The sequence below is a fragment of the Bradyrhizobium sp. 142 genome (assembly GCF_023074015.1).
Lineage (GTDB): Bacteria > Pseudomonadota > Alphaproteobacteria > Rhizobiales > Xanthobacteraceae > Bradyrhizobium.
On sequence record NZ_JADPKQ010000092.1, the window covers coordinates 1 to 17,146 of the forward strand.

Here is a 17,146-nt window from a genome sequence, read left to right on the forward strand (position 1 = left end):
GCAGCATGTGAATGATCCCGCTGATGATGCGCCGGTCGTCGTCCCGATCCGGCCCCGTCAGTCCCGTCGGCAGATGCGGCTCGATACGTGCCCATTGCCTGTTATTCAGCCAAAACAAACCCGCACGCATTCTCTCGCTCCCGAATCAAAAACTCGCGGGCAAGGGAATCATGTGGCGCTATTTAGGTACAGACCCTAGATCGGTACAATGATGCGCGGACGCGATTTGTGGCTCTCAAAGAACTCGAGAAGGTTGCTGAGAAACCTCCCCTGCACGTCAAGGAGAGCGCTGTAGCGTTCTAATCGGGACATGCCATGATTTTTAACTCGAGTGAGGGACATGACCGACAGTTTCATCGACCAACTGTGCAAGGCGCTCCGCAAAAGTTCGGTGCTAACTGGCACGGACATTGACTCTCACTATTACCACGTTTGGCTGGTAAATCGGTCGCGAAGCCGCGAGCGGTCGTCCGTCCAAGGACGACGGAGGATATCTCCGCCTTGCTCCGGCTCTGTCACAGTAAGAAAGTGCCTCTAACGACGCAGGGCGGCATGACCGGATTGGTGCGGGGCGCTCTGCCGAATCCGAATGAAATTGTGCTGTCGATGGAACTTATGAATGCAGTCGAGGAGGTGGACACCTCCTCAGGCGCAGCAGCGGTGCAGGCTGGCGCGCCCCTGCAGAAGGTACAGGAACGGGTCGGGCAGGAAGGCTACATGTTTCCACTCGATCTCGGGGCGCGCGGTAGCTGCACGATCGGCGGCAACATCTCAACCAATGCCGGCGGCAATCGCGTGATCCGGTACGGCATGATGCGCGACCTGATCCTCGGCCTCGAAGTCGTTACCGCCGACGGCACGGTGCTACAGAGCTTGCACAAATACATCAAGAACAACACTGGCATCGATCTCAAGCAGCTTTTCATCGGCCAGCGAAGGGATTCTCGGCGTGGTGACGCGGGCCGCTTTGCGCATCTTCCCCGCCCCTATAGAGCGGCAAGTGGCGCTTTGCGCCCTGTCCTCCCTTGAACGAGTCATCTCGATCTAATGCGCGCGAACATGAGTCTTGACGCGACGCTCTCGATGCGACGGCTACCGCTGTCAGCCAATACCCGTATCGCACTGGCTGTTCTTGTAAACCAACTGAAGAAATTGAACCAGCAAGTGGATACCATTGAGCGAGAGAGCTGGCGCAGTGAGCCGGTCCCGATTGTCTGAACAGAATCTCCGCATCGATAAGTGGAGCCTCTGCCGGGGGCGTCGATCCACAAATAAGGCCAGTCGCCCTCGATTGGACGGCCGAGGAAGGCCTTCACTTTGTCGTCGATCTCGGCGCAGAGCCGGCTCACCTGGCTCTTGGAGAGATGCCACTCATCCCCATAGCCTGCACCAGATCGTCGACCGAGCGGGTCGAGATGCCCTGCACATAGGCTTCCTGGATCACCGCGGTCAGCGCCTTCTCGGCCATCCGGCGCGGCTCCAGGAAACCCGGGAAGTAGCTTCCCTTGCGCAGCTTGGGAATGCGCAGCTCGACCGCGCCGGCCCGGGTCTCCCAGATCCGGTCGCGGTAGCCGTTGCGTTGAGCCAGGCGTTCGGGGCTCTTCTCGCCATAGGCTGCCCCGGTCTGGCTTTCCACTTCCAGCTCCATCAGACGCTGTGCGGCAAAGCCGATCATCTCGCGCAACAGATCCGCATCAGGGGTCTTCTCCACGAGCGTCCGCCGGTTCATCATCTCGTGGGTCATCGGTGGTTCCTCGAATCAGGTTGGTCTCAGCAACCCGACCCTACCGGCGAATCGCCGGTGACCACCGCAAAGCCGTCCGCCCGCTACAGCGCTGTGTGAGGGCGCGCGTGCGGACGGCTTTGCTCTACCGAGCTACACCACTGGCGGGGACACGATCCACGTCCAAGCAAGGTCCTGCATCGTCAGCACGTAGTGCCAATACTTCGATTGCTCCGCGACACGCCGTCCCGACAGATGGAGAAGGCGGCGATCGCCAAGAGACTACATCTGCGAGATGCCAAGCTCAGCAGGATTCTTCGTTTGATGACTAATGCGCGGTTCGTCGAACGAACAACCCAAGGCAAATTTGCCCTTTTCGCCCTGACCCGTGGCGGCCTGCTCGAGCTGGAAAGGCGCGAAAAGCGCGAAACGAAGAACCGCGACCGGTTACCCGCGCAGGTGAGAGAGACATTCGCGCGAGTCGGAACCGCTCATCCTCAGCACGTTGTAGCAGAGGCGGTTGTTCCTCGGGATTTCTTCAACTTGGCGATTCGCGGCTCGGTGCACACTCATGATTCCGCGGGGCTACGGAACGCGTGTCGCGCAATTGAAGATTATTTGCTCCATCTCCACGGACCAACACCTTCAGCGCCCGGATATTTGAAGGCTCCGACGAAAAACTCATATCAAGGCTTTTCAGTCACGGTTGTGCAGGCAAAAAAGGCCGAGGGTCATGGCTTCTACGCGATTGAGGCGGTGAGCAATCCGAAACCTGCCTCATTCCCCGTGGGGATACTGCATCCATACGGCGAGGAGAGCGAACATGTCGACTGAAGATGATCTTGGTGCTTTGAGCCCAGATGCGCCGCAAAGCGACCCCGATGCCGTCATGCTATACGGAAGCGCCCTAGTCGACCGGCTCACCTACATATCATCAATCTTCAGTTCGCTGGTCATGAGTGTAGGCAGAGCTGCGCGTGATGATCGCGATGTCCTCGTTCCATTCGTCGAGGTGAAGTTCGAGGGCCCTACCGGCCAGGACGACCCTGTTTCGAAGAGCTTCTTCTCGGAGCTCGTGCCCCTCGAAAATATAGTGTTCGTTCTCGAGGACATATCGAACGATCTCACGACTGTTTGCCAACACTTCAGCGCCGTGGCGCGCCGGTGCTGCTCACCCTCTTTCCAACCATCGCCGAGCTCTCGGGCAAGGCGCCAAGACGCTTTGCGCAGGGCATTCATCGGGCAGCTATGTGCCACCGATGCTCGACCCCTACATCTCATCATCGAGGAATGGCTCGCCGCGGCTCCGCACTTGTCTGCGGTCGGGCCGGACTTTGAGATTTGCGATAAATACAATGCGGGTACGAGCGGTGTGACAAGGGGAACCGACCCTGTCAAGGAAGTGCACCGGCTGCTGGGCCGGGGCTACACCGACGTGGTTGACGCCGATCTATCGAAGTACTTCGACACGATCCCGCATTCGGAACTTCTCAAATCGGTGGCGCGACGCATCGTCGATCGGCACGTCTTGCGGCTGATCAGGATGTGGTTGAAGGCGCCCATCAGCGCACTGCTCGTGAACGGCTAGACCGCAGCACGCGCAGCGGAGATCACATGATTTGTAAATGGGGCCTGCTCGGCAAGACCAGATGTGCGAACCTGCGCCGTCAATCCGTCATCGAGGATCAAGGTTTGCCCCGTTATGACTCTCGATCGCGGACTCGCGAGAAACGACACGGCTTCGGCTACGTCTTCTGGGGCCCGTTTGTCGCAGGGGATGTTGCGCAGCGGCCTCGCCCAGGAGTTCGGTCAGCTCACGCGCTGGGTTGGCTTCCGAAAGCGATCGACGCAGAAGCTCGTTTTTTTTCGCGAAGCTGATTGGCATGTCTTCCCTCGACGGTATCTGCCGCTAAGGGCAGCTAACGGGATCTCCAAGGCCAGAAACCTACATTCCTATCGAACCCGGCAGAGCCTTGAGTCAAGCAGGGCCACGGCTCTCAATTCTGGTAGCTGATACAAATCCCTCGAAGTGCTTCCTTTAACGCTCATTGCGATTGGGCGAATCCACCCAGTCCACGATCCTCTAATAGAACAATGCGCGGGAACAACCTCGAACCAATACGCGACCTTCAAATCCAGCAGAAAGCTCTCTCGCCGACAGACGAAGCACGAACAAGGCTTGCGCGACGGATTATTGTGATCATCATCGGCGAGACGATTGCATCGCTCATTTCATAAATACTTGAAAACGAGGGGCATCTGACCGTTGCGACCGACGACGTCCGCATCGGTGCCGTGCTTGCCGGCAAGAACAACGCCTGTCTTACTATTCTCGACACAGACATGCTCGCCGACAAGCAGCCGACCAAGCAGGCCGTTGATCTGCTTGTCACAAACCCCGGCGCTCGAGTCTCATTCTGAGCGCAGACAGCGAACGTTGGCGTCGCATAATATATCCCTCGGAAGCCGTTACAATTCTTCAAAAGCCGCTAAGGGCGCCTGCGCTCCTGACTGACATTCGATCGATATGGCAAGCACCGAATGGGCCGGCGAGTTGCGCTTTGCAGATATTGTCGTTTGTCTTAGAACGCGAAGAGGTTGTCGCGGGCGTCCGGCGCGTGCACACATCACCTACCCAGTTCAGGCTGCTGTGTCATTTGCTTCGTTATCCTGGGCAAATCGTTTCACGTGACCAGCTCGTCGCGGCCGTCTGGAAGGGCACCGCCGTCGCCCCTCCGGACTGTCGATGCTCATATCGTACATTTGCGCAAGGCACTCAGCAGCGAGGGTGAGCCCAATATCATCCAGACCGTGCGCTCGTTGATATCGCGTCCATCTTGAGCAGTGACGCGGATGAGCTTTTCATAGCATCTTCGCCTGGCTGAGGGTTTTTGGATGCGTCGTCTTGACCGCAGCCATAGCGGCCACTTATCATTCACCGAGGCTGAAATAGCTTCTTAACGAACGACAAAGAAGAGGTTCAATTCAGCCATCTGATGCCGTAGCCCCCTACTCGCTCGCAGGCAGCCAATTGCCCGATCTCGGGCCAATCGTCGCTGCGGATCAGCCCCGCGGTGGCCATATGGATTGGGCCCGTCAATCCATGTTGGTTTCCTGTGAGCTCGCCACCCCGACCACGGCTGCCGGATTAACAAGGTGGAAGCCCTTCTGAGGCCACATGGTCGGAGCGCTGGTCAACGCCGTCTGGCCGATTTGCTTGAGGACCTCAATGGACGTCTCTCCTCGTGACGCAGCTTCAAGGATTCTCGAAGCTACGTGCGTTCGGGTGCCAGTCTCACCAGCCGGGAGTTCTCTGCAAACTTCATTCAGAACGGCACGCAAGAGAGCGGTGGTTTCGGAGTCGAACATGAGGAGTACCAACAATTTGGATGCGTGTGCCTTGATGCGAATCCATTCGAGCTTCAGTGGGGTATTGCCGTTTACGTCGGGAAACAACAGACCAAGGCGTACGCATCAGCTACTCAGCCTCATTGCGCGCAGGAGAGCCTTCATGACGCTCAATTCAGATCACTTCCTTCTATGGCGATAGACCAGATCAGTGGCCACACTAGGCAGCCTTGGCCGTCTGCAGCTTTGGCTTGGAGCGCGCCACGCTACGAGGACCAGCGATACTGAGCGGTACATCGCCATCGATAGCGCTACGCCTCTCGACTCCATCTCGGTCACTGGATTTTCCGATGGCGCAGCGCTGGGTCGCGCGGTTATCCCAGATTACAACGTCGCCTGGTTTCCAGCTCCATCTTACGCTATTCTCGGGCGAGGCGAGGTAAGATTGAAGGCGGTCAAACAGCTTCTGGCTCGCATATCTTTCCAGGCCGACGAAGTTCCTCACGGACTCTCCGAGCACGAGCAAGCGCTCGCCCGTCTCGGGATGGACGCGAACAACCGGACGCGCGTCCTCGCAGATGGTTCCGGTGAAGACATCACCAAATTGCCTTGCATCCATCTCGGCGGAGTGCCTGGTCAAGGTGCAATCATAGGTGTTGCAGTGCACTGCCCAGAGATTGTCGGCCAGCATCCGCAGCGGCTCCGGAAGATCAAGATACGCGGCGGCAGTGCTTGACCAAGCTGTGTCACGGTCATCAGGCGGGATCACGACGCCGCGTAGCACCGAGATCTTCGGAGATTCATCACCGAAACTGACGTCCGTGTGCACCTGGTCCGCATGGCTGCTGCGACGATCCGGCTTCATATCTATAGGCGTTACCAGCGAACCAAGCCTGAGGGCAAAGCGATGCTGTTCGAAATCATCGAGATGTCCCTGATCACGGAAGAAGATGACCTTGTGCTCAAGGAGTAACTGGCTAATAGCCCGGACCATCTCGTCTGATAATTCATCTGATAGTCTGATGTTCTTGATCTCGGCACCGAGCCGGGCCGTGGATTTGACGATATCCGCTCGCGGGATAATGTTATCTGTCATGTTGCTCATGTTCATTCTCTCGCTATCGTGATGCGCGAACAAAGCTGCGTGATCACTCGGTCGAGGGACCGACTACAGAAGCCACCCAAGTCGGCCTGGTGATGCACCCTACTCGCTCGCAATGTGCTGCAGCAGTCGCCACAAAAGGCTGCCATGGATCTTGGGCTACAGACCACGACCATCGTGTGACCTGCTCCGTCGCGCACAGCTCCGACTCTTGCATCGGCTCTGACCAGAGGACGAGTCGACGGGCAGCGGTGCCGGGATCGACGTGCAACATGATCGATTACCTCGCTCTTACATCGCAATCATACGGTCAACAGATGTCCAGTCCATGAAACGAAACCAGCATTCTTTTCGCCGATGAGAAATGTTCGCTCTGTCCGGGAGCCAAGCTTAAAGATATTTTTGGGAAGGCAAACTCCTCACACGTCCGCAACAGGTACATTCGAGCTTATGAGGACGAAACGGATAACTCGCGGTCTCATCAATCAGCGCGACTACGCGGGCTATTCTACCATAAGTAATTGCGACTTGAATATGCAAGTTACACGTTAGAAATACATTTGCTTCGTCGCATTGGATTTAGTAAATTTGCGCGACGGTTTCATCCGCCTGTCACATACGGAGCAGGCGCGCAGTCCCGAAGCGAGAGATCAATATCATCGCGATATCAATTCCCGCTGCGGTTTAACAACGGGCTATATCACTCGTTTTGCGGGATTCCGTTTCAAGAGAACGCTTCAACGTGAACTGGGACTTGTGTCAATAGCTTGGATCAACATCGCTGCCAATCTAGAGGATTGAATTAAGTCGCGACTTGGCGAGCATCGCTCGCACAATGTCGATACGTTGAGCGCCGTGACAAGCCTCTTCTCGGAGAAGCCGAGACGGCCCGCACCGCCAGCCGCGGACGACAATGCCTCGGCGAAGTGACCCGTGCACGCAACGCACACCAAGGCGAGCTAATCCGTCTCGGCTTCCATTGGCGTTCTATTTCAGACTTGATTGTATCTCACAAAGTGCTTTTTACGTTCGCCAATGCGCGCCACGACGTGCGAGCTCCACTTCACCACCCTATTTGGTCGGGGAGCCAGGAATGGAAACATCGCGACTTCACAGCTCGACTCGACCTCGGAAACGAGATGACCGTTATCGCGACGCGAGTCATTTCGGTTGAGCGGCTTCAGGCCAATCTGTGAATTCCATCTCGAATTGACGAGAACTGACGGGTTTGGTCGTGAATTTTACGGTCCTCCCGAGAGAGCCGCCAACGATCCGGATGCGAACTTAAACACCATCTTACCGGAAGCTGCGATGCCAACAGCCCTGTTGTCCTCCGTGACAGAGGAACCGGTCCCCTCCAACACCTGACCAACCGCAATTCCGTCGAGCGCACGGTAAACGTCGATAGAAGCCAAGTACCTTCCTTTCTCACTGTCCCACTCGCTGACCGACAGTCCCGTAATTCCCGCGTCCTTCAACAGACCGTCGGCAACGCGGCAGGTGTATTGAAGGCTGAGAATGATGCGTCCATTCCGATCGCCTGTCGGCTCTCGATCGGTGCCGTCTATGATGCAACCGTAGCGCCGAGTCGAGTCCGCGAGCGCAATCTCATTCAGCCCAAGCAGCCCGAAAACAAAAGATAGTACAATACAGAGGGAGAGCTGTTTCATTGCCTATGCTCCGCGGATATCCCGGCGTCGTGTTGTACAACCTGACCCTACGGCCGATTCAAGCCCATCGATTGTTGTTCGGATGGGTGCTCCTCACAGTGCCATCAGCATGTTCCAAGCCGAGGCGACCGGGTAGGCACGCGAGTACTCGCTGGAATGAAGTTCAATGCTGCTGGAGAGCACCTCGAGCAATTCGACCATAGGGATCAACGACAGCTCGGAAACAATGTATCGGCGGGTTTAAGTCGGGTTGGAGTTCTCCGATCCCTTCCGCGACCGGTGCCGCACGCCGATCTCGCGATCATGCGGCCTCTCGGCTGGCTGCACCCGGAGTTTCCCTCGCCGGTTCGCGAATGCTGAGAGGCCTGCTGGGTACGAGAGGTGCAAGATCGGCCGCCGGCATGTGAAGACGCTGATGCGGCGGATGGGGTTAGGGGCGCTCTATAGCCGTCCGCGCACCACCAGACCCGAGCCCGGTCACAAGATCCATCAATATCTGTTGCGCGTCATGAAGATTACGCGACCGAACCAGTCTGGGCGATGGAAATCACCTACATCCCGATGGCGATTGGCTTCGTCTATCTCGCTGTGGTGTTGGACTGCGCAGCACGTCGCGGTCTGTCGTGGCGACTGTCGATCACCATGGAACAGCCTTCTGCGTCGAACGCTGGCGTATGCCTTGGCTCGTCCCGGCAAGCCGGACATCTTCAACACGGATCAGGGCTATCAGTTCACTGGACAAGATTCTACCGGCGTGCTCGCCGACAACGGCATCGCGATCAGCATGGATGGCAAGGGCGCATGGCGGCACGACGTGTTTGTCGAACGGCTCTGGCGCACCGTCAAATACGAGGAGGTGCACCTGACAGCGTCAGCCAGGCGCGCAGCTCGATCGGCCGATATCTGAACTTCCATAACGTAGGCGTCCCCATTCGGGTCATGGCGGCAGCACGCCGGATCAAGCCTACTTTACCCCGCTGCCATTCCGCATGGCAGTCCAAACCCGGCAGAGGTCGATCTATCGACGCGGAAACAATGGGGACCAGCTCTGTTTCACTGGAGACTTACAACGGGGACAGTCTGCCTAAAGCTGTAATTCCCCAATCTGTATAGGTCAACGACCTGCTCGGTCATGAGGTCGCCGTGTAAGTGTGCGCGAACAGCACGATCAACGTCAACGTAGTCCGCCAACCGGGCCTGCGCTCAACGGGATCAATGGATGGCGGGACCATCGTTCGGCTCACAGAGCCGCTTGCGGCTCCTCTCCTCCCGGAGACTCGTAAGCGTTTCGAGGACCAATTGGCAATTAAGTCCGAGGTGTCGCGCAAAGCCGAAGAGCTTCGGCTGGAGCGAGAGCAACTCGCCAGAGACAGGCAGCAGGTTGAAGATGAGATTCGAGCCGCCTACCCATTGAGCGACCAATGCGCGAACTGCCACTGATCTCTTCAAGCCCGCGCCTGTGCGCGGTCGCCAGACTCCCACCTTTCGGGCAGATCGATCCATATATCGGCAGGACCATGCAAAAGTGTATCTTGATCCGGTACAAAGATATTGTCAGGCACTCTGAGGCCGCGGCCGAGGGCGACTCCACTGATTACAAAGGGAAGTTCGATCTGCTTCTGATCTTCAAAGCTGTCCGCGCCAACAATGCGAAGAGATTCCAATTCAAACCGCTTGAATTTGATCATCGGTTTTGCCGACGCTATCAGGTCTTTGGCGCAAGATACTCCCCGCGCGGCCCCTTTTCTCAAGTGGTCCAGCGCCATGAAGAGAGACGAAAGCTCGTCCAGCTCAGAATGATTGAAGTGTCGCAAACGCGACGAAATAGGCACTCCGTTCTTGTATCGTACTGTCGGCACAAATCGTATCTCGCAATCAAGAAGCAGGTCCGCGACCGCTCGCTTTACGAGAAGAGCCTGTCCAATATCCTTTAAACCGAAATAGCTGCGAGTTGGTCGCGCAAAACAAATCCAGCGGATGCATCCGGTGATACCTTCCTTGAGGAGCCCATGAGGCCCGCTCGCACGCAGCGGATAATCCCCTTGAGACACAAAGGTGCGATATCCTGGCGGAAACATCTCCGCGTCGGTCGTTGAAATGACGGCAGAAGCGCCCGCTCCCAGCGCAAGCGCAATGTCATCCTCCAAATTGAACTCGTACTCAGGACCTGGGCTAAGCTGAATCTTGTTCGGATAGACTGTGACAATGGCCACATCGTTCTCGGCTGCGGCCCTTCTGATTAACTCCGCGTGGCCGAGATGCAACGCTCCTAAAGTGTGTACTGTGCCGATAGTTTGACCTCTTCTTGCTACGTCCGCAATGAAGGTCTTGCCAGCTGAAAGAGACGCTAGATGCATGTTTCCTACTCCGTCTTGTTGATTGCCCAGCAGCCCTGCTGCTCGATCAGACATGACGCATGGCGAGCGCTACCGGCCACATTGACCGCGTGGCGAATGAGCGCTCATGAGCGCCTGGAGTCCGGCCACAACGGGAACGCATCCCGCTTCTCCATTTTCCTTCTCTGTGATGACAGGCGCCCCAGATCGTCATGCGTCCTTTAGCCCAATCAGGTCGATCCTTCTCGACCGCGCCTCATTAGCGATGAGAACTCAGCCAGATACTCTGAAGGTTCGGATTTCTGATCTTCCACGTCCTTCAAAGCAGCCTGGAGCCCAGGACATCTGTCTGCAAAGAACGGCGGTTCAAACGTCGTTATCATTGCATCCGAGAAGTCTGTTTTTACAAAGCTTGCCTGGAAAGGTGACATTCCACTCAAGTTAGTCTTGCAGAGCGAGGATTGATTCATTCGAACGTATGCCGTACGGGCTGCTTCCAGGTTGCTGCCAGTCATTCCTGCCGCAATATATGACTGAACAAGGTTGGCTCCCTCGAAATTGGCGCGGTTCAAAGCCATCGACTGCGGAGGATCACCGGTAATCATTGAGCGATATAGGTACGCCTGCGAAAAATCTGAATCGTCTATATCGCAGTCCCGTATAAACGCGCAGCGCGCGCGGAAGCCGCGCAACTGCGCGGATCGCATCGTGCTCTCGAAGATCGAAATGGCTTCCCCTGATGCGCGAGATAGATCAGCTCCATCGAGCTGGCAAGAACGCACTGATACTCCGTTCAACACCGCGCCGACGAGGTTGGCATTGGCGAGGTTTACCGACAGAAGTCGCGCCTCCGATAGATCTGCCTCCTCGAGGTCCGCCTTCGCAAGATTTGAGAGGCTGAAATCCGCAAAGGGGGCGCTCAGCGCTTTGGCCAGAATGCGACCGCTCGCCTTTGAAAGCCTGAGATAGGGAAGATGAGCGTCTTCTAGCACTAGCTGATCGATCGAAGTGGGGCGGACGATTGATAGAAACTCGCCCCTTGACTGCGAGAGCGAGCTGCCGGTCAGATGCGCCTTCGTCATCGTAACTTGGTTTAGCTTGGCAAAATGGAAGGACGAGCAAGGCAGGTAGCATTCATTGATGGTCGATCCTTGCAGTTCGGCGCCATCAAAGACAGCCTGGCTCGCGTCACATTGATAGAAGAGGACGCCACTTAGGACTGCGTTGTCGAAACGGGTCCTTCGCATGCTGCACCCGTGGAATAGGCTACCGGTTGCATCGATGAGATTGCGCAAACTTGCATCATCGAAATTGCAGACCTGCGCGGCAATAGCATGCATATACGCAAAGTCGAGCTTGGCTCCGCGGAAGCTTGCGCGCTCTAATCCGGGGCAAACAAGGTTGGCCTCCGACAGATCGGCCCCATCGAGCTTCGCTCCGTGGAGTTGCGCACGATTGAGGATGCATCGCCGCAACGGAAATCCGGATAGATCGTGACCGGTGAAGTTCTCGGAAGATAGCCGCAGGCCGATGCCGGTCTTCTTGATCGCGTCCTCGGTTCGCCGTTCCACCGCAGCCAACGCAGACGCCCGATCACTGTTTCGGCTCCAGTAGCGGACAAAGTCACCATCTGCCGAGGACTGGCTTATCGTCGCTGCACGGATACTTAGCTCCTCATGCACGCCGAAGTGGCTATTGGTATCGATGGCTTGCGTCATTGTCGACAGTTTCCATTCTCGATGACGAGCGCACTTTCTTAGTCTCGTTTGCCGCCTTTTGCATGGCCCGTCTGTTTCAGGTAGCCAAGGTTTGCCGCGAGCGCCTCTTGGGATTTCTTTCTGCGACTTAAGCATCATCCCTCATCAGGATCTAACTTACTTGACCGGGCCTCTTGAATTGTGCCATCACGAACCGACACGCACGAAAAGCCTGAGCAAGTTAGCAGACGGAGTTGATCTCCCAGGACCTCACCCTTGGGATACTTAATCAGTCCGTCGACAGTCGAGCGAAAAACGCCGCAACTTCGGCTAACCCGAGTTCGTGATTCTAACAGTCGGCCTCACGATGCACTTCAATAGCAACGTCTGTGCCATCCCTCATCTATCCTGATAGACATTGAATCATTGTCTAGAAACGGCGCTCGGCAGAAGCCATCTGGGCTGGCAACTGACAAGGAGCGCGTCCTGTCACAAACCGGACAATGGTTCACAACGCTCGTAACGGCGGGTCCTGCTTGTTCTCTATCGCTTCGACCACAAGTGCGATGTCCCTTTCCGTGACCGTCGAGTGACGGTTGCCTTCAATGCACGTAGGCGCATTCTCCAGATGTCGTATTGAGCCACAATTCGCCGCCCCTGCGTCCTCAGTTTTCGTCCCGGCGACGCAGCTCCGTTCCGGAAATTCGCGGACAACGTCGCACGAGGTTCCGGGGCGGAGTTCGGGTCAGGAGTTCACATGCAGGGGCGTGCAATTGCATTGCAGGCGCCGGTAGGCCGTCGCATTTTTTTGAGGTCGGCGGTGCCGGATGGGCGTGACGGGTGATGAGCCTGAAGAAGCGCTCGACCTGGTCGAGGCAGGAAGGATAGGGCAGAAGAGAATGTGCCAGCGCGGACTTCGGGCGAGCCAGCTCCTTGGATGCTTGTGGTGGCGCGGTCGGCAACGACGAGATGGATGTCAAACTGGGCCGGCAAATTGGTTTTGATGTGCCTTTGCAAAAGGCACGCAACTGCTGGTGACTGCGCGGTCTGTCATCTTGTTTCCAATCGGACGCCTTGCCTCTTTGAAGGCGGAGGGACCCGTGAAGTCGCCTCGCATTCCTGGATTCCCGCTCGCCAAGAACCGTCATTACGCAATCAAGTGACGGCTCTGAGAGCACGCCTGCTCGCCAGCAGTTGGAAACGCAGGACGAGGAGCCCCGCATAGATGGTCGTCCCGATTGACAAGCCAATCCAAATGCCAGTCGCACCAAGCCCGATCTTCAAACCAAGCACGTAGCCAAGTGAGAAGCCGATCAGCCAATAGGCAATGCCGACGAACAGAAGCGGCACCCGAGTGTCCTTCAGGCCGCGCAGACCGCCCGCCGCAATGCTCGGCGCGGCATCAGTGACAAAAAGGCTCGCGGCGACCATAAGGAGCTCTGCAGTCAGTCCGATCGTTGCGTCGGCATCTCCGACCGATTTGTCTAAAAACAGCTCGGCGATCTCAAAACGCGCGACGATCACCGCAACTGTCAGCAAAGCAGCGATTACGGTACCGAGCAGCATCGCGACCAGGCCTGCCCGCTTGATGCCGGGACCGTCGTTGCGGCCGACTGCATGGCCAACGCGCACGGCCGCCGCCATGCTGATGCCGAAAGCGATCATGGATGTAATCACGGTGATCTGAAGCGCAATCTGATGAGCAGCGAGTGCACTGGTGCTGATCAGGCCCGCCAGGAGCGCGGCAGCCGACAAAACTCCGTACTGCATCAGGGAGGCGATTGAGATCGGAGTCCCGATCACGATCAGCTGGCGCAAGAAGGGCCAATCGAATTGCCAGAGATCTGCAAGCACGTGGTAGTCACGGAAAGGACGACGCATTGTGGCAAACCACAAACCGGCCAGGAACATCGCACAGTTCACCAGCGTGCTCGCAAGCGCCGCCCCGAACAGCTCAAGCCGCGGCAGCCCGAACTTGCCATAGACCAGCAGATACACGAGCACGGCGTTGAGGGGGATTGCCGCCAGCGTGATCCACAAGATCGGCTCCGGCCGGTTGACCGCGCCCATGAAATTACGGATGGCCTGCAGCCATAGCGCCGGCACCACGCCAAAGACCAGTCCGAACAGATATTGCTGGGCGAGCCGCGCCGCGTCTGGGGCCTGACCGAAAGCGAGCAGTATTTGCTCTCCGCAAAACGCAAACGCTATGATCGGGAACGATAGTAACAGCGCCGCCCATAGCCCCGTGCGCAGTGCGCGCTGTACCATAGCAAGATTCCCCGCCCCATAGGCCTGCGCGGCCAACGGTGCGATCGGCGCGAGCAGGCCCGCGCCAAAGGTGAAGCTGACGAGATAGAGCGTGACCGCCAGGGCGGCCGCGGCGAGTGCCTGAGGCCCGATGTGGCCGATAAAGGCAAGATCCGTTGTCATCATCGCGACCTGCGCAAGCTGGGTCAACACCATCGGCCACGCGAGCTTCACGGTTTCGCTGAGCTCGATCGTGAGGTGTTGGCCAGCCGCCCGTCTCGTGCCCCCCTGCCGCAAAACTGATACTGGTTTTGCTTCGATTATTTTGTCCATGGAAATCTAGCTACTCGGTTTGCCCCGGCCGCAAACGACTCTTGTTCCGCCGAGATGATGCTCTTTTCGCCCTGAAGTCGCGATGGCCTGCCGATGCGGAATCAGTCCGCCTGGGCGGCTTCGCCTCACAGAGGAGGCGCGCATCGGCCTGGGCTTACCGTTAAGCCTGTGGTTTGGCGACTGCTCGCCCGCTGATGCGCGGCTTGATCAGCGCCTCCGCCAGCGCATCGACTTTTTGGCGCATTTTAAGCGCAAAGAAGACGCGGCAGGTGGCTGGCAGAATGGTCGGTCATCGGCACCGCGATAGGTGCGGGCGTGGACCGCAATCGAGGCTTGGTCGATCACCTTGGCGAAAGCGTGCGCGAGCGCGCACTGAGTCGGACAGTGGCGTTCGGGAGTCGCAATCGCACGCGACGCATACGTGAACTGAGAGGCTATGATCTTATGAGCCATCACTACGTTCCTTGAGCATGCCATGCTGGATGACAGCTCCTTTTCAAGGCTCGTGCCAACTGCGATAGCTTGATTTGTAATGGCTATTTGCTTTAGCGGGCGTGTCCTCCTCCGACAACATGTCGCAAATCCCACAGTCGCCGGACGTGCCGATTTCCGGCATCCGGCTTTCCGACTGGTTTCATCACATGGCACGCGGCAGCGGCCCCAGATGCACGCGGCGGAGCCGCAGCACGCCGGCGGGCCCGAAGACATGGTCAGCGGGGAACCTTCGCATCAAAGACGAGCCAGCCCGCAGACATCCCGCAATTTCTGCACCGCAGGAATCCCAATAGACGGACGCCGATATGACAACCCCCTCCGAGCTCACCAGCGCCGCAAATTGGTTAGACTGAACTCTCGACTCGAATGGCAGTAAACGCTGGACGCAATGACAAAGGCCTCGCTTGCTGACGAGGATGTGGCTTCTACGCGTTTTCAATCGACAAAGGCCGTGGCCCGTGGCGTCTTCTTAGAGGCGGCTGACTGAACGATTGGCCGCCCCGCCGCGCGCAAGACTTGGAACTGCGGCGATCAAGCCCTTGGTGTAGTCGGTACGCGGATTGAGGAATATCTCGTCCCTGGTGCCGGTCTCAACGACGCGCCCTTGCCGCATGACCATGACGCGATCGCTGAGATGGCGGACCACACCGAGATCATGCGAAATGAAGATGTAGCTCACGTTAAGATGCGCCTTCAGATCGGCCAGCAGGTCCAGCACCTGTGCCTGGATTAAGACGTCGAGCGCTGAGACCGGTTCATCGCAGACGATCACGGCGGGCCTCGGAGCGATCGCGCGGGCGATCGCAACGCGCTGGCGCTGACCGCCCGAGAGTTCGAGCGGTCGGCGATCCAGGAAGGCTCGTGATAGTCCGACCAGGTCAAGGAGCTGGACAACGCGCTGATCGCGCTCGCCTCTGGTCAACAAGTCACTGGTGAGGCTATCGGATATGATGCGTCCCACAGTCCAGCGAGGATCAAAGGAACTGAGGGGATCCTGGTAAATGACGGAGATAGCCCGGCGCCGCGCTCTGCGCTCGCGTTCGGCGAGCGTGGTCCAGGCCTGACCTTGAAACAGAACGGCCCCATCATCGGGCAGGTCGAGCGCCAGCGCCATTCGTGCCATCGTCGACTTGCCAGATCCGGACTCGCCGACGACGCCCAGAGTCTCGCCAGATCGCAGCTCAAAGGAGACATCGTCGACGACCGTCCGCAGTACGCCGTCTGGTCCTTTGAACCGCTTCACAAGATTTGCCGCGCTGAGCACGATGGAAGGGAACGTCGAGGGTAATCGCGCTGGTAATTGCTCCAGGGAGCGTGACTGCGGCTGCGGCGGCCGTGCAGCGGGCAATAGTGACAGACGAGAGCCTCGCGGGCGAGCAGAGGGCACGGCATCCAGAAGCTGGCGCGTATAGGCGTGCTGCGGGTCCTGGAAAACCTGGTCTGCCGATCCGCGCTCGACGACCTCGCCTTCATGCATGACTAAGACCTCGTCAGCTATCCGGGAGACCACCGCCAGATCATGGCTGATCAAGATGAGCGCCTTGCCCCGAACCTTGGTCTCTTCCAGCAGTCCCAGCACCTGTGCCTGCACGGTGACGTCGAGAGCCGTGGTCGGCTCGTCGGCGATCAGGATACGCGGATCTAGCGCCAGCGCGGCAGCGATGAGCGCGCGTTGACGCTGGCCACCGGATAGTTGATGCGGCAGTTGCCGGGCCTTCACCTCGGCTTCAGGCACCCCGACGAGCTCAAGGAGTGCGACGACACGCCTTTTGAGTTCCTCTCCTGAAGCAACTGCATGATGGAGAAGCAATGCTTCGCCGATTTCCTTGCCCACAGGGCGGAGCGGGTCGAGCGCCACGAGCGCATCCTGCAGAACGAAGCCGATCTCCTTGCCACGGACGCGCCGCCAGCTGCGGTCATCAAGATTCATGAGATCGGTGCCCGCGAAGTTCAGTTGACGCGCATGGACATGAGCTCGGCGGCCAGCAAGACCGACAATGGCGCGCGAGGCCACGCTCTTGCCGGAGCCGGACCCGCCGATGATTGCCAGGCAGCGGCCAGCCTGGAGAGAGAAAGAGACACCGCGCACGGCCGTTCCCTCAGGAAGATCCCGCCCGAATGAAACACAGAGCCTATCGACAGTAAGGAGATCCGCCTGCGGGGGGACCTGCCGAGGAGGAACGTGGAGCATT

General features: G+C 57.9%; 10 protein-coding genes and 4 pseudogenes. 4 read left to right on the forward strand and 10 right to left on the reverse strand.

The window, feature by feature from the left end:
- Positions 1-149, reverse strand: a pseudogene (locus IVA82_RS09435) (IS5/IS1182 family transposase); the annotation flags it as partial.
- Positions 150-501: 352 nt separating this feature from the next.
- On the opposite strand from IVA82_RS09435, the gene IVA82_RS09440 reads away from it, so the two are divergent.
- Positions 502-1,029 carry an FAD-binding oxidoreductase gene (locus IVA82_RS09440; protein WP_247493264.1) on the forward strand — a complete coding sequence of 176 codons (528 nt, stop codon included), beginning with the start codon at positions 502-504 and terminating at the stop codon, positions 1,027-1,029.
- A 227-nt stretch (positions 1,030-1,256) separates the two neighbouring features.
- Here IVA82_RS09440 and IVA82_RS09445 read toward each other — a convergent pair.
- A pseudogene (locus IVA82_RS09445) lies at positions 1,257-1,744 on the reverse strand (transposase); the annotation flags it as partial.
- Positions 1,745-1,978: 234 nt separating this feature from the next.
- Here IVA82_RS09445 and IVA82_RS09450 point away from each other — a divergent pair.
- Together IVA82_RS09450 and IVA82_RS09455 are read left to right on the forward strand one after the other, a co-directional pair.
- A complete protein-coding gene (locus IVA82_RS09450; RefSeq protein ID WP_247493265.1) occupies positions 1,979-2,557 on the forward strand; it encodes a hypothetical protein in 579 nt (192 codons plus the stop codon).
- A complete protein-coding gene (locus IVA82_RS09455; RefSeq protein WP_247493266.1) occupies positions 2,547-3,311 on the forward strand; it encodes a hypothetical protein in 765 nt (254 codons plus the stop codon). Before IVA82_RS09450 ends, IVA82_RS09455 begins: the two co-directional genes overlap by 11 nt.
- Here the strand turns inward: IVA82_RS09455 and IVA82_RS09460 are convergent.
- The 4 genes and pseudogenes from IVA82_RS09460 to IVA82_RS09475 all read right to left on the reverse strand — a co-directional run bounded on the left by IVA82_RS09460 (position 3,308) and on the right by IVA82_RS09475 (position 7,843).
- Positions 3,308-3,511, reverse strand: coding sequence for an SDR family oxidoreductase (locus IVA82_RS09460; RefSeq protein ID WP_249815189.1), 204 nt, complete (start codon positions 3,509-3,511; stop codon positions 3,308-3,310). The genes IVA82_RS09455 and IVA82_RS09460 overlap by 4 nt on opposite strands.
- 1,386 nt (positions 3,512-4,897) lie before the next feature.
- Positions 4,898-5,092 (reverse strand): annotated as a pseudogene (locus tag IVA82_RS09465) (hypothetical protein); the annotation flags it as partial.
- A gap of 199 nt (positions 5,093-5,291) precedes the next feature.
- Positions 5,292-6,176: a TauD/TfdA family dioxygenase gene (locus IVA82_RS09470; protein WP_247493268.1), complete on the reverse strand. Its 885-nt coding sequence runs from the start codon at positions 6,174-6,176 to the stop codon at positions 5,292-5,294.
- A 1,238-nt stretch (positions 6,177-7,414) separates the two neighbouring features.
- On the reverse strand, positions 7,415-7,843 hold the full coding sequence (locus IVA82_RS09475; RefSeq protein ID WP_247493269.1) for a hypothetical protein: 429 nt from the start codon (positions 7,841-7,843) through the stop codon (positions 7,415-7,417).
- Between the two features lie 267 nt (positions 7,844-8,110).
- On the opposite strand from IVA82_RS09475, the pseudogene IVA82_RS09480 reads away from it, so the two are divergent.
- A pseudogene (locus IVA82_RS09480) lies at positions 8,111-8,814 on the forward strand (IS3 family transposase); the annotation flags it as partial.
- A 474-nt stretch (positions 8,815-9,288) separates the two neighbouring features.
- Here the strand turns inward: IVA82_RS09480 and IVA82_RS09485 are convergent.
- The 4 genes from IVA82_RS09485 to IVA82_RS09500 form a co-directional block, all read right to left on the reverse strand.
- A complete protein-coding gene (locus tag IVA82_RS09485) occupies positions 9,289-10,254 on the reverse strand; it encodes a pantoate--beta-alanine ligase (RefSeq protein WP_247493270.1) in 966 nt (321 codons plus the stop codon).
- A gap of 155 nt (positions 10,255-10,409) precedes the next feature.
- Positions 10,410-11,897: a pentapeptide repeat-containing protein gene (locus IVA82_RS09490; protein ID WP_247493271.1), complete on the reverse strand. Its 1,488-nt coding sequence runs from the start codon at positions 11,895-11,897 to the stop codon at positions 10,410-10,412.
- A 1,134-nt stretch (positions 11,898-13,031) separates the two neighbouring features.
- Positions 13,032-14,342 carry an MATE family efflux transporter gene (locus tag IVA82_RS09495; protein ID WP_346659669.1) on the reverse strand — a complete coding sequence of 437 codons (1,311 nt, stop codon included), beginning with the start codon at positions 14,340-14,342 and terminating at the stop codon, positions 13,032-13,034.
- A 1,081-nt stretch (positions 14,343-15,423) separates the two neighbouring features.
- Positions 15,424-17,145: an ABC transporter ATP-binding protein gene (locus tag IVA82_RS09500; RefSeq protein ID WP_247493273.1), complete on the reverse strand. Its 1,722-nt coding sequence runs from the start codon at positions 17,143-17,145 to the stop codon at positions 15,424-15,426.
- Position 17,146 lies beyond the last annotated feature (1 nt).